The organism is Streptomyces sp. NPDC002730 (assembly GCF_042888805.1).
Taxonomy (GTDB): Bacteria; Actinomycetota; Actinomycetes; order Streptomycetales; family Streptomycetaceae; genus Streptomyces.
In genome coordinates this window covers 629586-646573 of record NZ_JBIAQG010000002.1, presented here as the reverse complement: position 1 = coordinate 646573, position 16988 = coordinate 629586, and the positions used below count along the sequence as shown (strand labels likewise).

Below are 16988 nucleotides of genomic sequence, written 5' to 3'. Positions count from 1 at the left end.
CGCACGCGACGTGCTAACGAGGAGAGACATGTCCGAGAACGGCAAGCCCGGCAAGATCACGGCCGACTTCTGGTTCGACCCCCTGTGCCCCTGGGCCTGGATGACGTCCCGCTGGATGCTCGAGGTGGAGAAGGTCCGCGACGTCGAGGTCCGCTGGCATGTGATGAGCCTCGCCGTCCTGAATGAGCCCAAGCTCGACGAGCTCCCGGAGAAGTACCGCGAGGGCATGAAGCAGGCGTGGGGCCCGGTCCGCGTTGTCATCGCCGCGCAGCAGAAGTACGGCGACGAGGTCCTCGGCAAGCTCTACACCGCGCTCGGCACCCGCTTCCACAACCGCGGCGAGGGCGCCACCCGTGAGGCGATAGTGGCCTCGCTGGAGGAGGTCGGCCTGCCGGCGGAGCTGATCGAGTACGCCGACTCCGACGCGTACGACACCGAGTTGCGCGCCTCGCACAAGGAAGGCATCGACAAGGTGGGCCAGGAGGTCGGCACGCCGGTCATCGCGGTTCCCGGCAGCAACGGCGAGCAGATCGCCTTCTTCGGCCCGGTCGTCACTCCCGCCCCGAAGGGCGAGGAGGCGGCGAAGCTGTGGGACGGAACGCTGATGGTCGCGTCCATCCCGGGCTTCTACGAGATCAAGCGCACGCGTACGCAGGGCCCGATCTTCGACTGAATTCACTCCGGCACGGGCAGCCGTACGGGGGCGGGAAAGGGACGTTTGTTCCCGCCGGTGCGGAGATTACGGCAGGCCGGCTTGGTGCACAGCCAGAAGTCGCCGACGTACTTCCTGGCGGTGCGGTCCCTGGCCCACTTTTTCTCGGCGTCGTTCAACGGGCGGTGAGTCTCGTCGGACTTGCAGGTGTCGCACCACATGGTCCTCGGCATGGCGCCCCCTCGTCAGTCGGTGGCGGGGAGTTTAGACCGAGGCGAAGTGGGAGCGACAGCACAAAACCGGGCGGCCCCCGCGAGTCACGTCCTCGCGGGGGCCGCCCCTTTTCATCCGCCTGCAGGTGAAGGTTGAGAAGACGATCACGAGCAGGACGACCATGTGGCGTTACGGCGACGGCGTTACGGCGGCGGTGCTACGGAGCGAGCAGGAGGTTGTTCGCGCGCTGCTTGGCGGACGTGTAACGCTTCGCCACGTCCTGCCAGTTGACGACCTTCCACATCGCCTCGATGAAGTCCACCTTCTGGTTCTTGTACTGAAGGTAGAAGGCGTGCTCCCAGGCGTCGAAGACCAGGATCGGGACCGAGCCCTGGCCGACATTGCCCTGGTGATCGTAGATCTGCTCGACGATCAGACGGCCGCTGACCGGCTCGTATGCGAGGACGCCCCAGCCCGAGCCCTGCGTGGTCGCGGAGGCCTTGGTCAGCTGGGACTTGAAGCCGGCGAAGGAGCCGAAGGACTCGGCGATCGCGTCGGCGAGCTCGCCGACGCCGTCCTTCTCCAACGGCTCGCCGCCGCCGTCGCCGGTCATGTTGTGCCAGTAGATCGAGTGCAGGATGTGGCCGGAGAGATGGAACGCGAGGTTCTTCTCCAGGCCGTTGACCGAGCCCCAGGCTTCCTTCTCGCGCGCCTCCGCGAGCTGCTCGAGCGTGTCGTTGGCGCCCTTGACGTAGGCGGCGTGGTGCTTGTCGTGGTGGAGCTCGATGATCTCCGGGTTGATGACCGGTTCGAGCGCCGCGTAGTCATAAGGAAGTTCAGGAAGCGTGTACATGGCCATATCCGGTCCCTCCGGCTGCTTATTGCACATCTTATGCAGGTGCAGGCTAACAGCAGGAAGGCCGGGGGGTGATCAGGCGATGGTCCTAGGACTCCAGGTGGTCGTCAGGCTGTCGCCGATCCGCTCGCGCGCCTGGTTCGCGGGGAGGCGGAGGCGCGGCGAGCGGAGCGGGGAGGCGAGATTGTCATATGCCGTGCGGTGTGGATAGGGGGCGCGCGACGTCGAAAAGCACGGGCGATGCTTCCCGGACACGGAGGACCCCCGGGCCGTGTCGGCCCGGGGGTCCAATGCGCTGCGCCGTATCGCCGGCCCGGCGGAAACTCAGGCCGGTGCGGCGGAAGAAGCCGGTCCGGCAATCTGAGCCCGTCCGGCGTTTGAGGACGAACCGGCCACCGGACGGCCCCGGTCATCCCTCACGCGTCGCTCGGCTCCGCGTCCACCGGCTCCGCGTCCACCGGCTTCACTCCGCCCCGCGCCGCCCTCACCTGACGCACGTAGCCCACGGCCGCAAGCGCCAGCGTCAGCCCACCCGTGTAGTACAGCTGCGTACGCGTGTCCGCCTCGCGCGCCATCAGGACGAAGACCGTCGCCATGCCCGCCAGCGCGACCCAGGTCAGCGTCGGGTACAGCCACATCCTCACCACCAGCTTCTCCGGTGCCTCGCGCTCAGTCCGGCGACGGAGCAGGAGTTGGGAGACGGCGATGAAGATCCACACGACCAGGATGATCGCGCCGATCATGTTGAGCAGCCACATGAAGACATCGTCGGGCCGCCAGTAGCTGAGCAGCACACACGCGAAACCGACGACGGAGGAGACCAGTACGGCAGTGCGCGGCACACCGCTGAAGACCTTGCCGAGCGCCTTCGGGCCCTGGCCGCGGGCCACCAGCGAGCAGGCCATGCGGGAGGCGCCGTAGACGTTGGCGTTCATCGCGGAGAGCAGCGCGACCAGCACGACCACGTTCATGATCTGGCCGGCACCAGAGATGCCCAGGTGGTCGAGGGTCGCGACGTACGGGCCCTTCTCGACGACCTTCGGGTCGCCCCACGGGACCAGCGTGACGATCACGGCCATCGAGCCGATGTAGAAGATCGCGATGCGCCACATCGCCGTACGCACGGCCTTGGCGACGCCCTGGACCGGGTGCTCGGACTCGGCCGCGGCGATCGTGACCGTCTCCAGGCCGCCGTACGCGAAGACCGAGGCGAGCAGACCCACGACGAGGCCTTCGGAGCCGTTTGGCATGAAGCCGCCGTCGCCCGTGAGGTTGGCGGTGCCGGGCGCGTCGGTGCCCGGCAGGATGCCGAGGATCGCCAGCACGCCGATGCCGAGGAAGAGCGCGATCGCGCCGACCTTGAGCGCCGCGAACCAGAACTCGAACTCGCCGAAGTTCTTCACCGCCGCCAGGTTCGTACCGCAGAAGACCAGCATGAAGAGGGCGACCCAGGCCCACTCCGGTGTGCCCGGCAGCCAGCCGGTCATGATCTTCGCGGCGCCGATGCCCTCGAGGCCGACGGCCACACAGAGCAGGAACCAGAACGCCCAGCCCGCGGTGAAGCCCGCCCAGGGGCCGATCGCCCGCTCGGCGTGCACCGAGAAGGAGCCGGAGGCCGGGTTCGCCGCCGACATCTCGCCGAGCATGCGCATCACGAGCATGACGAGCAGGCCGGATATCGCATAGGCGATGACGATGGACGGGCCGGCCGCGGCGATGCCGGCGCCGGAGCCGACGAAGAGCCCGGCGCCGATCACACCGCCAAGGGCGATCATCGACAGATGGCGTTGCTTGAGTCCGTGCGAGAGCGAAGCGTCGACCTGCTGGTCGACGGGCGCAGGCGCGGAGGTCCGAGACATGGGCGTGCCCTGTTCAGTCGCTGAGACGGGGGAGCGGACCAGTCTGGGCATGGGACCCGCTTACGAGGAACGTATGTCCGCTATACGGGCACGATGCTCACACAAGGTGAACACTTGCGCACGTCGTCACGGCGTCGCAAACGTCGCGCACGCGTCGCACGCATCCCTCGCATCCCGCCGCGACCAGGAGCGCTGCGGCAGCCGGGTTGGCGGGATTCCACAGTCTCTCCGGAGTCCGTCCCTCCGCGCAAAACGGGCCCACTCCGCTCCGACCTCAGTGACGAGCATCACGCCAACTCGCGCATGACCGACGGCTTTTGTTTGATCCCCACCAAGGCGCTCGGTCGGCCTTTGTCGGCGGCTGATGGTGATCGAGCGATCACCGCGGGATAGCGTCGCCGTGTCCTTACCTGCCCTCACCTTCGCGGAGTCCCGATGAGTACTGCTTCCGTCACCTCCCGTCCCGGAGCGGTCCTCGCCGACCTGCTGCCCGCCTCCCGTACCCGGGACATCGCGCTCGTCGTCGGCGGTGCGGCACTCACCGGCATAGCGGCCCAGCTCACCGTCCCGGTCCCGGGCTCGCCGGTCCCGGTCTCCGGCCAGACCTTCGCCGCGCTCCTCGTCGGCACCGCGCTCGGCGCCCGCCGTGGCTTCCTCTCCCTCGCGCTCTACGCGGTGGTCGGCATGGCGGGCATGCCGTGGTTCGCGGAGGGCGATTCCGGCTATGCGATGCCGTCCTTCGGCTACATCCTCGGCATGCTGCTCGCCGCCACGGTGGTCGGCGCCCTCGCGCGCCGCGGCGCCGACCGCTCCGTGCTGCGCACCGCGGGCGCGATGGTGGCCGGCTCCGTGATCATCTACGCGGTCGGCGTCCCGTACCTGGCCCTGGCCACGGGGATGACGATGGGTCAGGCAGTGTCCGCGGGCCTGGTGCCGTTCCTCATCGGCGACGCTCTGAAGGCCGCCCTGGCGATGGGCGCGCTGCCCACCGCCTGGAAGCTCATCGGCCGCCGGGGCTGATGTTGTAGTTCTGCCGGAAGAGGTTCGCCGGGTCGTACTGCGACTTGACCCCGGCGAGCCTCTCCAGCCGTTCGGCGTCGTACAGCCCCTGCGTACGGTCGCCGCCGCCGAAGGCGAAGTTGAGCGAGCGGCCCACGGTCAGCGGCTCCAGCACCCCGAACGCCCGCCCGTGCAGGGCGCGGACCGTGTCCAGGTCCGGGCCGTCCAGCGGGTTCAGCACCCGCACCAGATAGCGCGCGTCGCGGAACGGCACCGCGTTCGGAGTCTTCGGCTCCCGCCGCCGTCGGCGGCTCCCGGCAGCCCATGACCGGTGGCCTGCACGCCGACCGGCAGCCCGTGCCCGGCCGCGTACGCCACTGCCGAGCGCACCTCCTCGGCGTCGGTCGCACCGACGATCAGCGCCGGCCGCCGGCTGAACCCCGTCTGGAATCCGGCCAGCTCGTCCTCGTAGCCGGCGTCACCAGGGCGGAAGGTGGTCTCGGCGGTGGGAAGCATGAAGAGGGCTCTCCGTTCGTTCCTTGGCGGCTTTCACGGCGAGCGTGTCTCAATAACCTGACATCTGCCGTCAGGTTTGGGTCAGGATTCGGGACGACACGCAAGGGGGCCCGCAGCCACCGACGGCTGCGGGCCCCCTTGCGTGTGACCACCTACGACCGGGTGACCGCGTCCTGCACACCGCTCTGGGCGCTGTCGGCATCGACATCATCAGCCGAAACCGCAGACTCGGCCGTGACCGCCGACACGCTCGGCCTGAACATCTGGCGCCCGACCGCGAACGCGATCACCAGCGCTGCCACCAGCAGCGACAGCAGCACCTGCTTACGCGCGTCGCCGCCGTCGTAGACCATGTAGCCCAGTACGAACGTGATCATCGCGATGGTCAGCCACGTCAGATACGGGAAGAGCCACATCCGCACGACGAGCTTCTCCGGCATCTCGCGCTGAATGATCCCGCGCATCCTCAGCTGGGTGACACAGATGACCAGCCACACGAACAGCGCCACCGCACCGGAGGCGTTCAGCAGGAACGCGAAGACGGTGTCCGGCCACTTGTAGTTGAAGAACACGGCGAGGAAGCCGAAGACCACGGAGCCGAGGATGGCCGCCTGCGGCACACCCCGGGAGTTCGTGCGCGCGAAGGCCTTGGGCGCGTCGCCGCGCCGGCCGAGCGAGAACGCCATCCGCGAGGCGGTGTACAGCCCCGAGTTGAGGCACGAAAGCACCGCCGTCAGCACGATCACGTTCATGATCTCGCCGGCGTGCGCGATGCCGATCGAGTCGAGCGCGGCGACGTACGAGCCCTTGTCGACGATCGACTTGTCGTTCCACGGCAGCAGCGTCAGCACCACGAAGATCGAGCCCAGGTAGAAGACGCCGATCCGCCAGATCACGCTGTTCGTGGCCTTGGTGACGGCCCGCTGCGGGTCTTCCGACTCACCGGCCGCCAGCGTCACGATCTCGCTGCCCATGAAGGAGAAGACGACCATCAGCACACCGGTCAGGATCGCGCCCGCACCGTGCGGCATGAATCCGCCGGCATCGGTGAGGTGTGCGAAGCCCGCACCGGCGTTGTCCGAGCCCGGCAGCACTCCGAAGACGGCGAGCATGCCGATGACCACGAACGCGCCGATCGCGACGACCTTGATGCCCGCGAACCAGAACTCGAACTCGCCGTACGAGGACACCGACGCCAGATTCGTCGCCGTCAGCACGACCATCACGATCAGTGCCCACCCCCACTGCGGAACCGCAGGCACCCAGCCCTCGAGGATCTTCGCGCCGGCTGTCGCCTCGACCGCGAGCACCACGACCCAGAAGAACCAGTACAGCCAGCCGATCGAGAACCCGGCCCAGCGGCCGAGCGCCCGGTCCGCGTAGGCGGAGAAGGAGCCGGAGGTCGGGTTGGCGGCGGCCATCTCACCGAGCATCCGCATCACGAAGACGACCAGTGCGCCCACGAGTGCGTACGACAGAAGGATGGCCGGGCCGGCCGCGGCGATACCGGAACCGGAGCCGACGAACAGGCCGGCGCCGATCACACCGCCGATGGCGATCATGGACAGGTGCCGGTTCTTGAGTCCGGCCTGGAGACCGTCGGAGGACTGCGGCTTACCGGTCGTACCGGCCTGCTCGCCTTCCTTCGTAAGGGTCTGCTGCGAGGTCATGGACGAATCCTTAGGTTCGAGAGCACTCGGGTTACGAGCCCCCGCATTCAAACCCGCGACTCCTGATGTGTGAAGTCCCGTCTCCGGATCGTTAGGTCCAGGAGATAAGCGGAGGCGAACGACCCGTATGGGTCCTGACCCCGCTGACGGCTACCCGGGCGCTCGCGTGCCACACTCGGAACATGCGCGTGTACCTCGGCTCCGACCATGCCGGCTTCGAACTCAAGAACCACCTCGTCGAGTGGCTCACGGCCCATGGCCACGACCCCGTCGACTGCGGTCCCCACATCTATGACGCCCAGGACGACTACCCGCCGTTCTGCCTGCGTGCCGCGGAGAAGACGGTCGCGGACCCGGAGAGCCTCGGCATCGTGATCGGCGGCTCCGGCAACGGCGAGCAGATCGCCGCGAACAAGGTCAAGGGGGTGCGCGCGGCACTCGCCTGGAGCGAGCAGACCGCCGCTCTCGGTCGCGAGCACAACAACGCGAACGTCATCGCCATCGGCGGCCGGATGCACACGGTGGAGGAGTCGACCAAGTTCGTCGAGATTTTCCTCACTACGCCGTACTCGGGTGAGGAGCGTCACACCCGCCGCATCGAGATGCTCTCGGAGTACGAGAAGACCGGCGAGCTCCCCGCGATCCCGGCGCACCACCCGCAGCAGGGCTGATGCCCGAGGGGCACACGATCCACCGACTGGCCGCCGACCACTTCGAGAGGTTCGGCGGCCGGTCTGTGCGGGCGTCCAGCCCGCAGGGGAAGTTCTCCGACAGTGCGGCGCTGGTCGACGGCCAGGCCCTGGAGACCACCGAGGCGCACGGCAAGCACCTCTTCCTCGGCTTCGGCCCGCTCGGCTGGGTCCATATCCACCTCGGCCTCTTCGGCAAGGTGAACTTCGGCGACGCCCCCGCGCCACCGCCCACCGACACGGTCAGGCTGCGGCTGGCCGGCCCCACCGGGTACGTCGATCTGCGCGGCCCCACCACCTGCGCACTCATCACCGACGGCGAGAAGCAGGCGATACACGACCGCCTCGGCCCCGACCCGCTGCGCGCCGACCAGGATCCGGACCGGGCCTGGGCCCGTATCTCCCGCTCCCGTACTACCGTCGCCGCGCTGCTCATGGACCAGAAGGTCATCGCGGGCGTCGGCAATGTGTACCGCGCCGAAGTCCTCTTCCGGCACGGCATCGACCCCTACCGCGCCGGCCGGGACCTCCGCCGCGCCGAGTGGACCGCGATCTGGACGGACCTCGTGGAGCTGATGCGCGAGGGCGTACGGAACAACCGCATCGACACCGTCCGCCCCGAGCACACCCCAGAGGCGATGGGCCGCCCGCCGCGCGTCGACGACCACGGTGGCGAGGTCTACGTCTACCGCCGGGCACAGCTGCCCTGCCATGTCTGCGGCGGCGAGATCCGCACCGCCGGTCTCGCCGCACGCAATCTTTTCTGGTGCGAGGTGTGCCAGCGGGGATAGCTCCCTTGTCCTCAATCGCCGGAGGGGCTGCAATGCAGCCCCTCCGGACGGGAAATCCAGCCTCGTCGGCGGAAGATTTCAGCCCCTCCGGCCTTTGAGGAGCGGGGCTTGGGGCGGAGCCCCAACAAGAGCCTCGCCGGCGTTTGAGGCGCGGGTCCGGGGCGGAGCGCAGGTCCCGGGAACTAGAAGCCGTGCGGCAGCCAGGGCGCCAGGTCGCTGCCGAACGCGGTCGACGCCTCGGCAAGCGCCCCCGCCCGCAGCTCCCGCACCCGCCCCGCCCCCGCGAGCGCCGTCAGCGACACCCCGCCCAGATACGCCGCCCCCAACTCACGTACGGACAACGCCAGATCCGCCTCGTCGTCCGTCCGCTTGCACGACGCGCCCTTGCTGTCGCCGGTCAGCCGCCAGCGCCCGGTGTTCCACGGACAGAAGGCGTCCTCGACGTCGAAGACCACATCCAGCGGCGTCTGGTACGTCCGCGCCTCCAGCGCCGCCCCCAGGTCCACCAGCCGTACGAACAGCCCGTCCCGCACCCGGACCTCGCACCGCCGCACATCGTTGACCAGGTGCAGCAGCGGATCGTCCACGGGCCGGTTGCGTGCCACGACCTGCACGGTCAGGTCGATGTCGAAGAGGAAGCGCCACAGAACGGCGTACGTCACGGGGTCGAGCGCCTCGATGTGCCGCAGCACAATGATGCCCTTCGGGCCGCGCGGCTCCCAGTCCGCCTTGTTGTGGAAGCGGACGAAGCCGACGATCTCGCCCTCCCGCTCGGCGACCACGCACAGCATCGCCGAGCCGCCGTCACGATCGCCCGGCGGGTCGAGCAGCGGCAGCCGCTCCCAGCCCGGCTTGCGGGCGAGCATGCCCGGCCGTGAACCGATGCTGCGGACGTACACCGCCTCGCACTCCTGCGCGACATCCTCTACCTTCGCGAACCGCAGCCGAACCGCGTCGGCGCCCTCCGGAACGTTGATCCGCGCCTGGACCGTGTCGATCTGCACGGACATCTGCTGCGTCGCGATCCCGTAGCCGAACCGTCCGTAGATCTCCGGCTCGGAAGCCGTCAGCACGGCGAGCGGCTCGCCCCAGCCGCGTACGTCGTCGAGCTGGCGGCGCATCATCGAGGTGAGTACACCGCGCCGCCGGTGCGTCGCCGCCACACTCACCATCGTGACGCCCGCGGCCGGCACCGTCGCGCCGCCCGGGACCGAGACCCCGAACGAGAACGCTCCGGCCGTCCCCACGCAGTCGTCGCCGTCCCAGACCCCGATCGAGCGTTCGTGCTCGGTGAGTGAATCCCACAGATCGCGCTCCTCCGGGGCCTCCCCGGCTCCGCCGAAGGCGAGCATCAACTTCCCGTACCAGTCGTCCCATTCGGACGGACGCAGCACCCTCACCTCTGTCGTCATATGCCATGCCTACCAGGGCTACGTCATCGGGGCGACCCGATTTCGAACGCATTGTCACAGGGGTCCCCCTGCGCGGGAGGCGACCGGGTGGATAGGGTCCACGGCAATGGCCCGTGCCTCTGCAGCAGACTCGTTCACGGCCCGGTTGCGGAAAGCGGTGCACCGGGCACGTATCGCCCTGCGCAAATCCGGAGTCGACTACTTCCGCGGCGACGGCTCCGACTGGATTGCTCTGGCCGGGCTGCTGCTGACCATTCCGGCCTTCACATGGGGCTCGATAGTGGTCCCCGTCTGGGTCTCCCCGGCGGCGCTGGTCCTGCCGATCGTGGCCGGCGGCCTTCTCCTCCGCCCGGCGAGCCTGCTGGGTCTGTACGCGGCGGCGGCGACGGCCCTGATCATCGAATCGGTCGTGCTCGGTCCGTACACCGAGGGCCCGGCGAGAGTCACCCCGGGCACCGTACTGACCGTCGCGGCCTGCGGTTTCTTCGGTCTGCTCATAGCGCAGTTCCGGGCGAGAGTCGGCGTGCCCTGGCGGCGCGGCGGAACAATGCTCTTCGACCTGCGCGAACGCATCCGGGTACAGAGCGCTCTGCCCAAGCTGCCGAAGGGCTGGCACCACGAGATGGCGCTGCGCCCGGCGGGCGGCCAGTCCTTCTCCGGCGACTTCGTGGTAGCGGCCCGTACGAACGGCGGCCGCACCCTGGAGGTCGTCCTCACCGACGTCTCCGGCAAGGGCATGGACGCGGGCTCGCGTGCGCTGCTGCTGTCCGGCGCGTTCGGCGGCCTGCTCGGCTCGCTCCCGCCGCACGGCTTCCTGCCCGCGGCCAACGGCTATCTGCTCCGCCAGGACTGGGACGAGGGCTTCGCGACCTCGATCCACCTCGTCCTCGACCTGGACTCCGGCGACTACGAGCTGCTGTCGGCGGGCCATCTGCCCGCGCTCCAGCTGCACGCGGGAAGCGGCCGCTGGGAGGAGAAGGACACCGACGGCCCGCTGCTCGGTGTCTACGACGGGGCGCAGTTCGACCCGGTCAAGGGCTCCCTGCGCCCCGGCGACGTACTGATGCTTTTCACGGACGGCCTGGTGGAGGCGTCGGGACGCGACATCAGCGAGGGCATCGACCGCCTCACCGGGGAGGCCGACCGGTATGTGGCCTCGGGTTTCGAGGGCGCGGCCTGGCATTTGATCGAGGCGGTGGCGAAGGACGTCAACGACGACCGGGCGCTGCTGCTTCTGTGCCGCGAGGCGTAAGCGTTTTGTCCTCAATCGCCGGACGGGCTTGAAATCCGGCCCGTCCGGCGATTGAGGACACGGCCGAAGGCTGTGCGCCGTCCACGACGGACGGGTTCAAGAGATGCTGGACGCCACGACCGCATCCCGAGGAGCCCTGATGGCCACGACAGACACCACAGTCTGGCGCGAGCGCGGCAACCCCCTGGTCGCCGGATCCGGCACCGGCCCGCTCCACGGCGTACGGCTGGCTGTCAAGGACGTCCACGCCGTCGCGGGCCACAAGCAGGGCGCCGGTAACCCCACCCGCCTCGCCGAGGCCGAACCACAGCCCTCGCACTCCTGGGCCGTCGCCGCCCTGCTCGACGCCGGCGCCGACATCACCGGCATCGCGCAGACCGACGAATTCGCCTACAGCCTCAACGGTACGAACGCGCACTACGGCACCCCGCCCAATCCGGCCGCACCCGGCCGCGTCCCCGGCGGGTCCTCCAGCGGCCCGGCCGCCGCGGTCGCCCTCGGCGAGGCCGACGCCGGACTTGGCAGCGACACCGCCGGATCGATCCGGGTCCCCTCGTCGCACTGCGGGCTCTACGGCCTGCGGCCCACCCACGGCCTGGTCCCCACCACGGGCATGCTGCCGCTGGCTCCCTCCTTCGACACCGTCGCCTGGCTCGCCCGGGACGCGCACACGCTGGCGCGGCTGGGCGACGTACTCCTGCCTGCGGGGGTTGGTGAAGGTCAACACCCGTTCCGTACGGCCCTGGTGGCGGCCGACCTCGTCGCACTCGCCGACGAGGGGGTACGCGAGGCCTTCGGCCCGGCCACCGCGGACCTGGCCGAACGACTCGGCCTGCGGATCGAGGAAGTCCCGGCCCTGGGCGGCGACCCGGGGGAGAGGGCAGCGGCCTTTGCTACGGCTCAAGGGGCGGAGGTATGGGAGTGCGACGGGGCCTGGGTCACCGCTCACCCCGGGACGCTGGGACCAGGCATCGAGGCCCGGTTCGCCCGTGCGGCCGCGGTGACCCCGGAGGAGAGGGCCGCCGCGGAGGCGGTGGTCCACCGGACCGCCCGGGACCTGCGCGCAGCCCTTCCCGAGGACGCGGTGCTGCTGCTGCCCGCGGCGGGCGGCCCCGCGCCCCTGATCGATGAGGACCCCGAGCGGAAGGCCGCCACCCGACAGGCGACGTTCCGCCTCACCTGCCTGGCGAGCGGCGCGGGCCTGCCGTGTGTGGTGCTGCCCCGGATGCCGGTGGACGGACTGCCGGTGGGGCTGGCCGTGATCGGGGGTCGCGGAAGCGACCGTGCGCTGCTTGAACTGGCGGGCGTTGCCTAGCTGTTGAACTCTCCGTCGGCGGCGGCCGCGACGAAGGCCGCGAAGGCGGCGGCCGGGACGGCGAAGGCGGGGCCCTCGGGGTTCTTGGAGTCGCGGACGGCGACGGCGGCGGCGCAGGCGGCGACCTCGACGCACTCGCCTCCGCTGCTGCCGCTGTACGAGGACTTGGTCCACGCGGTGTCGCCGAGGGTGGCGCACTCCACGCAGTCGCCTCCGCTGGTCCCGCTGTAGCTGGACTTACGCCACGCAGTCTTCGTCAGGTCCTGGTCGGTCCCCATAGCGTTCCTCCATCACACGAGCGATCAGTGCGGCCGAGTCCTCGGGGGAGAGAGCCGCAGCTTGCAAGCGAGCGTAACCGAGCGAACGCTCCCTGATCGCTGTGGAATTGGCCGTGACGTGACCGGAGTCGTAGCTTTCGACGTAGACGAGGTCCGGATCGTCCTCGAAGCGCAGAAGGTTGAACGACCCCATCATTCCGGTATGTTGCCCCACCGAGAAGGGGAGCACCTGGATCTGCACCCAAGGGCGTTTCACGAAGTCCAACAGGTGCCCGAGTTGATCTCGCATGACCTTGCGGTCACCCACGCCACGCAGCAGCACCGACTCGTCCAGCACTACCCACAGGAGTGGTGGGGTCTCCCGCGCCAGGATGCGCTGGCGATCCAGGCGGGCCGCCACCATCTCGACGACCTTCTCGGGATGGTCGACCTCCAGCAGCGCCCGCGCGTACGACTCTCTCTGCAACAGCCCGTACACCACCTGCGCCTGGTACGTAGAGATGTACGTCGCCCGCGCCTCCAGCTCCGCGTACAGCTGAAACCACGACGGCAGTTGGCTCCGCAGCACCAACCCGACCAGCCGCGACATCGCCCCCTCCGTCCCCAGCGCCGCGTCCACGCGCTCCGAGAACTCCCTGGTCGGGACCTTCCGCGCGGTCTCGATCTGGCCGACCAGCGAGCCGGTGCAGTAGATGATCGAGCCCAACTGCTTCTGGTTGAGGTCCGCTGCCTCCCGTAACCGCCGCAGTTCCGCGCCGTAGTAGTCGAGCGGGGACGCGCTCGGGTCGAGGTCTCGGATGTGCGTCACGACTTCCCCCAACGGTACGCAGGGTTGCTCACAGGTCGTAGCCGAGCGTAACCGGGCGACCGCAGGCTTGGTGGCGGAACAATCCAACTTGTCCTGCCCCAGCGGGAGTTATCGTGCACCAGATCGATGCCGCGCCACCCGCGACGTACCGTATGGCCTTCACCGTGGGTGAGCATTCAGCGCGTCATCTCCGCCGGATCGTCCGCTCGTACCTCCACCTCTGGCGACTCGAGGAGCTGAGCGACGCGGTCGAGCCGGCGGTCACCGAGCTGCTCGCGAATGTGGTGCGGCATGTGCCGGACAGGCGGTGTGCGCTGCTGGTCCTGCGTCAGGCGTCCGGCGTACGGATCGAGGTCACCGACGGCGCGCCGGGGCTTCCGCGGACATCCGCCCCCGGCGGCGACCCGGACGGTCTCGCCGAGGGCGGGCGGGGGTTGCTGCTGGTCGAGGCGATGGCCGACCGGTGGGGCGTCGTACCGCTCGCGCGGGGCGGCAAGACGGTGTGGTTCGAGTGCGAGGCGAAGGACCCCGATGGTGACCCGGCCTGCCCCTCCGGCGATTGAGGACGCCCTCGGTGGTGGGGACAGCCCCACCACCGATCCGCCAGCCGACGCCATGGCCCCGCCCCACCCCCGATCCGTAGCGTCGGAGCACCGACCAGCACATTCACAGAAGACAGAAGACAGAGACAGAAGGCGGAGAACACCATGGGCCTGCGACGCAGCAAGCGCCGACACGACAAGGACGTCGCCGCGCCCGCACCGGACAGCCGCGCGGCCGTCGAACTCCACGACGTACGCCGCCAGTACGGCCGCGGGACCTCCGCCGTCCACGCCCTGCGCGGTATCGACCTCACGCTCGCGCACGGCAGTTTCACCGCTGTGATGGGGCCGTCGGGCTCCGGCAAGTCCACGTTCCTGCAGTGTGCGGCGGGTCTCGACCGTCCCACCGCAGGGTTCGTACGCCTCGGCGGCACCGAGATCACCGGCATGAGCGAGAACAAGCTCACCGTGCTGCGCCGCACCCGCCTCGGCTTCGTCTTCCAGGCCTTCAATCTGCTGCCGTCACTGACGGTCGAGCAGAACGTCCTCCTGCCGCTGCGACTCGCCGGTCACCGCGCCGACCGCCGCCGGGCCGCCGACGTACTCGGGCAGGTCGGCCTCGCCGACAAGGCCAGGCGCCGTCCCGCGGAACTCTCCGGCGGCCAGCAGCAGCGGGTCGCGATCGCCCGCGCGCTGGTCACCCGGCCCGATGTCGTCTTCGCCGACGAGCCGACCGGCGCGCTGGACACCACCACCGCGGCCGAAGTCCTCGCGCTGCTGCGCTCCGCCGTGGACCGCCTCGGCGCGACCGTCGTCATGGTCACCCACGACCCGGCGGCCGCCGCGTACGCCGACCGTGTGCTCTTCCTCGCGGACGGCGCGATCGCGGACAGCCTGCCGCGCGCGAGCGCCGCGCAGATCGCCGCCCGTATGACGTCCCTGACAGCCCCCGCCTTTGCCGGAGCAGCTGCGTAGTGCTCGTGTCCCCATGTTCGTCACCGAACGGCCGGGGCGGCCCCGCGGCAGGCACCCGTACAGTCGTGCCCATGCCATATCTCACGCTCTCCGAGGTCGAGGCGATCGCCCGCGAGGCCCACGCAGCCCAGACGGACAAGGCGGACCGCCCGTACACCGAGCATCTCGCCGCCGTCGCGGAAGGCGTACGTGCCCGGGGCGGGAGCGACGAGCAGATCGCGGCCGGCTGGCTGCACGACTCCGTCGAGGACGACGCGCTGTCCCGGGAGTGGCTGGAGGCCGCCGCACTGCCGCAGTCGGTCAAGGGCATGGTCCTCGCACTCACCAAGCGCAAGGGCGAGGACCTGGAGGACTACACGAGGCGGATTCTGGCCACTCCCGGCGCCCGCCTGGTCAAGGAGGCCGATCTGGCGCACAACGCCGACCCGGCGCGGCTCGCCGTGCTCGACGAGGCGACGCGCACCCGGCTGACCGCGAAGTACGCGAAGGTGCGCGGGCTGCTGGGCCTGTCCTGATTCAGGCGGCATTCAGGTGGCATTCAGGCGGACCCGGGTGGATCGGACGGCCTGAATCAGGACAGGCCGGCTCACCGTCGCGGACCGAGCTCCGTCGTGTCCCGCCGGAACGCCCACGCCATCTCCGGCTCGGTCGCCCACCGCATCGCCCGACGCACCGGCGGCGTACACAGCAGCGTCACCACGGCAGCCGCGATGAACGTCAGCAAGATCTCGCCGCCCGGGTCGCTCAGCCAGGTGTACGCCTCGAACACATGTCCGTAGTCCGCGGCCTTGATCAGCAGCCCGTGCAGCAGATAGCCGCAGATGGTGCCGGCGCCCAGCACCGTGAACCAGGTGCTGCGGCGCGGCACCCAGGCCAGGAACCCGGCCGTCAGCAGCACCGCGCATCCGAAGAACGCGAGGGTCATCGCGATCCCCGTCCACCACGGCACACCCAGTTCCTGGGCGCTGCTGGAGCGGTAGAGCCAGCTGAAGTTCATCCGGGGAGCGGCCCAGTACGCGAAGAGGCCCGCCCCGGCGAACAGCGGCAGCGCGAGCAGCCGCACCTCCCGCCGCCGCACCAGCTGGAAGTGCTCGGGCTTCAGGAGCAGCCCGAGCACGAAGAACGGCAGGAACTGCAGCACGCGCTGGAGGTTGAGGTCGGCTCCGATGTTCGGCGTCATCGCGGCGAGCGAGGCGATCGCGAGCGCCACCGGCAGCGGCCAGCGGATCAGCCGCCACAGCGGAGTGGTCAGCCGCCAGATGAACAGAGCGGCCAGGAACCAGGTCAGATAGAAGGGGTCGAGCAGACTGATCGGCTGCTCGGGGGCGTGCTGGGCCCACCGTCTGAAGAGGGAGTACACCACTTCGAAGACGATGTACGGCACGGCGATCCCGGTCAGCAGACGTCTGAGCTGGTCGGGCCGGCCGGTGTAACTTCTGGAGAAGTAGCCGGAGATGAGGATGAAGGCCGGCATATGGAAGGTGTAGACCAGCAGGTACAGCGCCCGGGAGGCGCGGCTGCCGTCCATCACCGGCTCCCATGCGTGCGCCACCGCCACCAGCACGATGGCCAGATACTTCGCGTTGTCGAAGTATGCGTCTCGCCTGGTGGACTTTGGGGTGGACTTCTCGCCAGGCGTGTCACGAACAGGCGTGCGTGCCTGCTGCGTCGTAGGGACGGGCTCCGACTCCCGGCCCGTGGGGAGCGGGGCCCTCTGATATTCGTGCGGAGCGTGGAACATCTGAGGCACCCTAGCCTCGTCCATTCGATTTAGTAAAACCCTTCCGCCCGTCTCCCATTCGAATCTGACACGGGCACCAACCGCACCATATGCCCCAATTAATCCCCGTTAAATGGTGCATTTCGTCACGGGCTTACGACGGGGTGAATTTCCTCACCGCGCGCTGTCGAATTTCGTGTGACCGAGTTGTGGGGGCATGGAAACGATCAGGCCGAATTCCGTCCCGTATTTCGCCCCTACGGCCGAGTCGCCCCCTCGTCACGAGGCGTGCACGGGTGCGCGGTTGGCGTGATCCCGTCGTCGATGATTCGTCAGCGGGGAGCATGTATGGGGCTGTTGGTGGCAACATGGTCGTGGCGGGGGTGTGCTGGGCTGCATGCTCCCGGGCCGGCAAGGTGGACCGACCGAGGGTGTGATCAG

At 69.3% G+C, this 16988-nt stretch carries 19 protein-coding genes; 9 read left to right on the top strand and 10 right to left on the bottom strand.

The window, feature by feature from the left end:
- Positions 1-28 precede the first annotated feature (28 nt).
- Positions 29-673, top strand: coding sequence for a DsbA family protein (locus ACFYXH_RS07800; RefSeq protein WP_327323628.1), 645 nt, complete (start codon positions 29-31; stop codon positions 671-673).
- Positions 674-675: 2 nt separating this feature from the next.
- Here ACFYXH_RS07800 and ACFYXH_RS07795 read toward each other — a convergent pair whose 3' ends face one another.
- From ACFYXH_RS07795 to ACFYXH_RS07785, 3 genes are all read right to left on the bottom strand, one after another.
- On the bottom strand, positions 676-885 hold the full coding sequence (locus ACFYXH_RS07795) for a hypothetical protein (protein WP_389561210.1): 210 nt from the start codon (positions 883-885) through the stop codon (positions 676-678).
- A gap of 197 nt (positions 886-1082) precedes the next feature.
- A complete protein-coding gene (locus ACFYXH_RS07790; protein ID WP_389561209.1) occupies positions 1083-1724 on the bottom strand; it encodes a superoxide dismutase in 642 nt (213 codons plus the stop codon).
- 413 nt (positions 1725-2137) lie between these two features.
- Entirely contained in the window at positions 2138-3580 is a 1443-nt protein-coding gene (locus ACFYXH_RS07785) for an amino acid permease (protein ID WP_389561208.1), read from the bottom strand.
- 435 nt (positions 3581-4015) lie between these two features.
- On the opposite strand from ACFYXH_RS07785, the gene ACFYXH_RS07780 reads away from it, so the two are divergent.
- Positions 4016-4600, top strand: a complete 585-nt coding sequence (locus ACFYXH_RS07780; RefSeq protein WP_362681107.1) for a biotin transporter BioY — start codon at positions 4016-4018, stop codon at positions 4598-4600.
- Here ACFYXH_RS07780 and ACFYXH_RS07775 read toward each other — a convergent pair.
- The 3 genes from ACFYXH_RS07775 to ACFYXH_RS07765 all read right to left on the bottom strand — a co-directional run bounded on the left by ACFYXH_RS07775 (position 4581) and on the right by ACFYXH_RS07765 (position 6765).
- Positions 4581-4853, bottom strand: a complete 273-nt coding sequence (locus tag ACFYXH_RS07775) for a BBE domain-containing protein (RefSeq protein ID WP_389561207.1) — start codon at positions 4851-4853, stop codon at positions 4581-4583. The two genes, ACFYXH_RS07780 and ACFYXH_RS07775, sit on opposite strands and share 20 nt — an antisense overlap.
- On the bottom strand, positions 4814-5095 hold the full coding sequence (locus ACFYXH_RS07770) for a hypothetical protein (protein ID WP_389561206.1): 282 nt from the start codon (positions 5093-5095) through the stop codon (positions 4814-4816). Before ACFYXH_RS07770 ends, ACFYXH_RS07775 begins: the two co-directional genes overlap by 40 nt.
- Positions 5096-5247: 152 nt before the next feature.
- Positions 5248-6765, bottom strand: coding sequence for an amino acid permease (locus tag ACFYXH_RS07765; protein ID WP_389561205.1), 1518 nt, complete (start codon positions 6763-6765; stop codon positions 5248-5250).
- Between the two features lie 182 nt (positions 6766-6947).
- Between ACFYXH_RS07765 and ACFYXH_RS07760 the strand changes: the two genes are divergently transcribed.
- Together ACFYXH_RS07760 and ACFYXH_RS07755 are read left to right on the top strand one after the other, a co-directional pair.
- Positions 6948-7436 carry a ribose-5-phosphate isomerase gene (locus ACFYXH_RS07760; protein WP_389561204.1) on the top strand — a complete coding sequence of 163 codons (489 nt, stop codon included), beginning with the start codon at positions 6948-6950 and terminating at the stop codon, positions 7434-7436.
- A complete protein-coding gene (locus tag ACFYXH_RS07755; protein WP_389561203.1) occupies positions 7436-8245 on the top strand; it encodes an Fpg/Nei family DNA glycosylase in 810 nt (269 codons plus the stop codon). The genes ACFYXH_RS07760 and ACFYXH_RS07755 overlap by 1 nt, the downstream gene beginning before the upstream one ends.
- A gap of 182 nt (positions 8246-8427) precedes the next feature.
- Here ACFYXH_RS07755 and ACFYXH_RS07750 read toward each other — a convergent pair whose 3' ends face one another.
- Complete coding sequence (locus ACFYXH_RS07750) at positions 8428-9657, bottom strand: GNAT family N-acetyltransferase (RefSeq protein ID WP_389561202.1); 1230 nt, start codon at positions 9655-9657, stop codon at positions 8428-8430.
- 106 nt (positions 9658-9763) lie between these two features.
- Here ACFYXH_RS07750 and ACFYXH_RS07745 point away from each other — a divergent pair, with 106 nt between their 5' ends.
- Entirely contained in the window at positions 9764-10909 is a 1146-nt protein-coding gene (locus ACFYXH_RS07745; protein WP_327323618.1) for a PP2C family protein-serine/threonine phosphatase, read from the top strand.
- A gap of 139 nt (positions 10910-11048) precedes the next feature.
- Positions 11049-12224, top strand: a complete 1176-nt coding sequence (locus ACFYXH_RS07740; RefSeq protein ID WP_389561201.1) for an amidase — start codon at positions 11049-11051, stop codon at positions 12222-12224.
- Here ACFYXH_RS07740 and ACFYXH_RS07735 read toward each other — a convergent pair.
- Positions 12221-12502 (bottom strand): DUF397 domain-containing protein, encoded by a 282-nt coding sequence (locus ACFYXH_RS07735; RefSeq protein ID WP_389561200.1) that lies wholly within the window; start codon positions 12500-12502, stop codon positions 12221-12223. The two genes, ACFYXH_RS07740 and ACFYXH_RS07735, sit on opposite strands and share 4 nt — an antisense overlap.
- Positions 12462-13310 carry a helix-turn-helix domain-containing protein gene (locus ACFYXH_RS07730; protein ID WP_389561199.1) on the bottom strand — a complete coding sequence of 283 codons (849 nt, stop codon included), beginning with the start codon at positions 13308-13310 and terminating at the stop codon, positions 12462-12464. Before ACFYXH_RS07730 ends, ACFYXH_RS07735 begins: the two co-directional genes overlap by 41 nt.
- Before the next feature lie 152 nt (positions 13311-13462).
- Between ACFYXH_RS07730 and ACFYXH_RS07725 the strand changes: the two genes are divergently transcribed.
- The 3 genes from ACFYXH_RS07725 (at position 13463) to ACFYXH_RS07715 (ending at position 15342) form a co-directional block, all read left to right on the top strand.
- Positions 13463-13873, top strand: coding sequence for an ATP-binding protein (locus ACFYXH_RS07725; protein WP_389561302.1), 411 nt, complete (start codon positions 13463-13465; stop codon positions 13871-13873).
- A 144-nt stretch (positions 13874-14017) separates the two neighbouring features.
- Positions 14018-14827 (top strand): ABC transporter ATP-binding protein, encoded by an 810-nt coding sequence (locus ACFYXH_RS07720; protein ID WP_389561198.1) that lies wholly within the window; start codon positions 14018-14020, stop codon positions 14825-14827.
- Between the two features lie 71 nt (positions 14828-14898).
- Positions 14899-15342 carry an HD domain-containing protein gene (locus ACFYXH_RS07715; RefSeq protein WP_389561197.1) on the top strand — a complete coding sequence of 148 codons (444 nt, stop codon included), beginning with the start codon at positions 14899-14901 and terminating at the stop codon, positions 15340-15342.
- A 71-nt stretch (positions 15343-15413) separates the two neighbouring features.
- Here ACFYXH_RS07715 and ACFYXH_RS07710 read toward each other — a convergent pair whose 3' ends face one another.
- On the bottom strand, positions 15414-16568 hold the full coding sequence (locus ACFYXH_RS07710) for an acyltransferase family protein (RefSeq protein WP_389561196.1): 1155 nt from the start codon (positions 16566-16568) through the stop codon (positions 15414-15416).
- Positions 16569-16988: the final 420 nt, after the last annotated feature.

Coding starts and splice junctions, on each gene's coding strand:
- ACFYXH_RS07735 (WP_389561200.1), bottom strand. CDS start 12,502: ATGGGGACCGACCAGGACCTGACGAAGACTGCGTGGCGTAAGTCCAGC.
- ACFYXH_RS07750 (WP_389561202.1), bottom strand. CDS start 9,657: ATGACGACAGAGGTGAGGGTGCTGCGTCCGTCCGAATGGGACGACTGG.
- ACFYXH_RS07725 (WP_389561302.1), top strand. CDS start 13,463: ATGGCCTTCACCGTGGGTGAGCATTCAGCGCGTCATCTCCGCCGGATC.
- ACFYXH_RS07760 (WP_389561204.1), top strand. CDS start 6,948: ATGCGCGTGTACCTCGGCTCCGACCATGCCGGCTTCGAACTCAAGAAC.
- ACFYXH_RS07795 (WP_389561210.1), bottom strand. CDS start 885: ATGCCGAGGACCATGTGGTGCGACACCTGCAAGTCCGACGAGACTCAC.
- ACFYXH_RS07720 (WP_389561198.1), top strand. CDS start 14,018: ATGGGCCTGCGACGCAGCAAGCGCCGACACGACAAGGACGTCGCCGCG.
- ACFYXH_RS07755 (WP_389561203.1), top strand. CDS start 7,436: ATGCCCGAGGGGCACACGATCCACCGACTGGCCGCCGACCACTTCGAG.
- ACFYXH_RS07785 (WP_389561208.1), bottom strand. CDS start 3,580: ATGTCTCGGACCTCCGCGCCTGCGCCCGTCGACCAGCAGGTCGACGCT.
- ACFYXH_RS07800 (WP_327323628.1), top strand. CDS start 29: ATGTCCGAGAACGGCAAGCCCGGCAAGATCACGGCCGACTTCTGGTTC.
- ACFYXH_RS07780 (WP_362681107.1), top strand. CDS start 4,016: ATGAGTACTGCTTCCGTCACCTCCCGTCCCGGAGCGGTCCTCGCCGAC.
- ACFYXH_RS07740 (WP_389561201.1), top strand. CDS start 11,049: ATGGCCACGACAGACACCACAGTCTGGCGCGAGCGCGGCAACCCCCTG.
- ACFYXH_RS07770 (WP_389561206.1), bottom strand. CDS start 5,095: ATGCTTCCCACCGCCGAGACCACCTTCCGCCCTGGTGACGCCGGCTAC.
- ACFYXH_RS07745 (WP_327323618.1), top strand. CDS start 9,764: ATGGCCCGTGCCTCTGCAGCAGACTCGTTCACGGCCCGGTTGCGGAAA.
- ACFYXH_RS07715 (WP_389561197.1), top strand. CDS start 14,899: ATGCCATATCTCACGCTCTCCGAGGTCGAGGCGATCGCCCGCGAGGCC.
- ACFYXH_RS07710 (WP_389561196.1), bottom strand. CDS start 16,568: ATGTTCCACGCTCCGCACGAATATCAGAGGGCCCCGCTCCCCACGGGC.
- ACFYXH_RS07790 (WP_389561209.1), bottom strand. CDS start 1,724: ATGGCCATGTACACGCTTCCTGAACTTCCTTATGACTACGCGGCGCTC.
- ACFYXH_RS07765 (WP_389561205.1), bottom strand. CDS start 6,765: ATGACCTCGCAGCAGACCCTTACGAAGGAAGGCGAGCAGGCCGGTACG.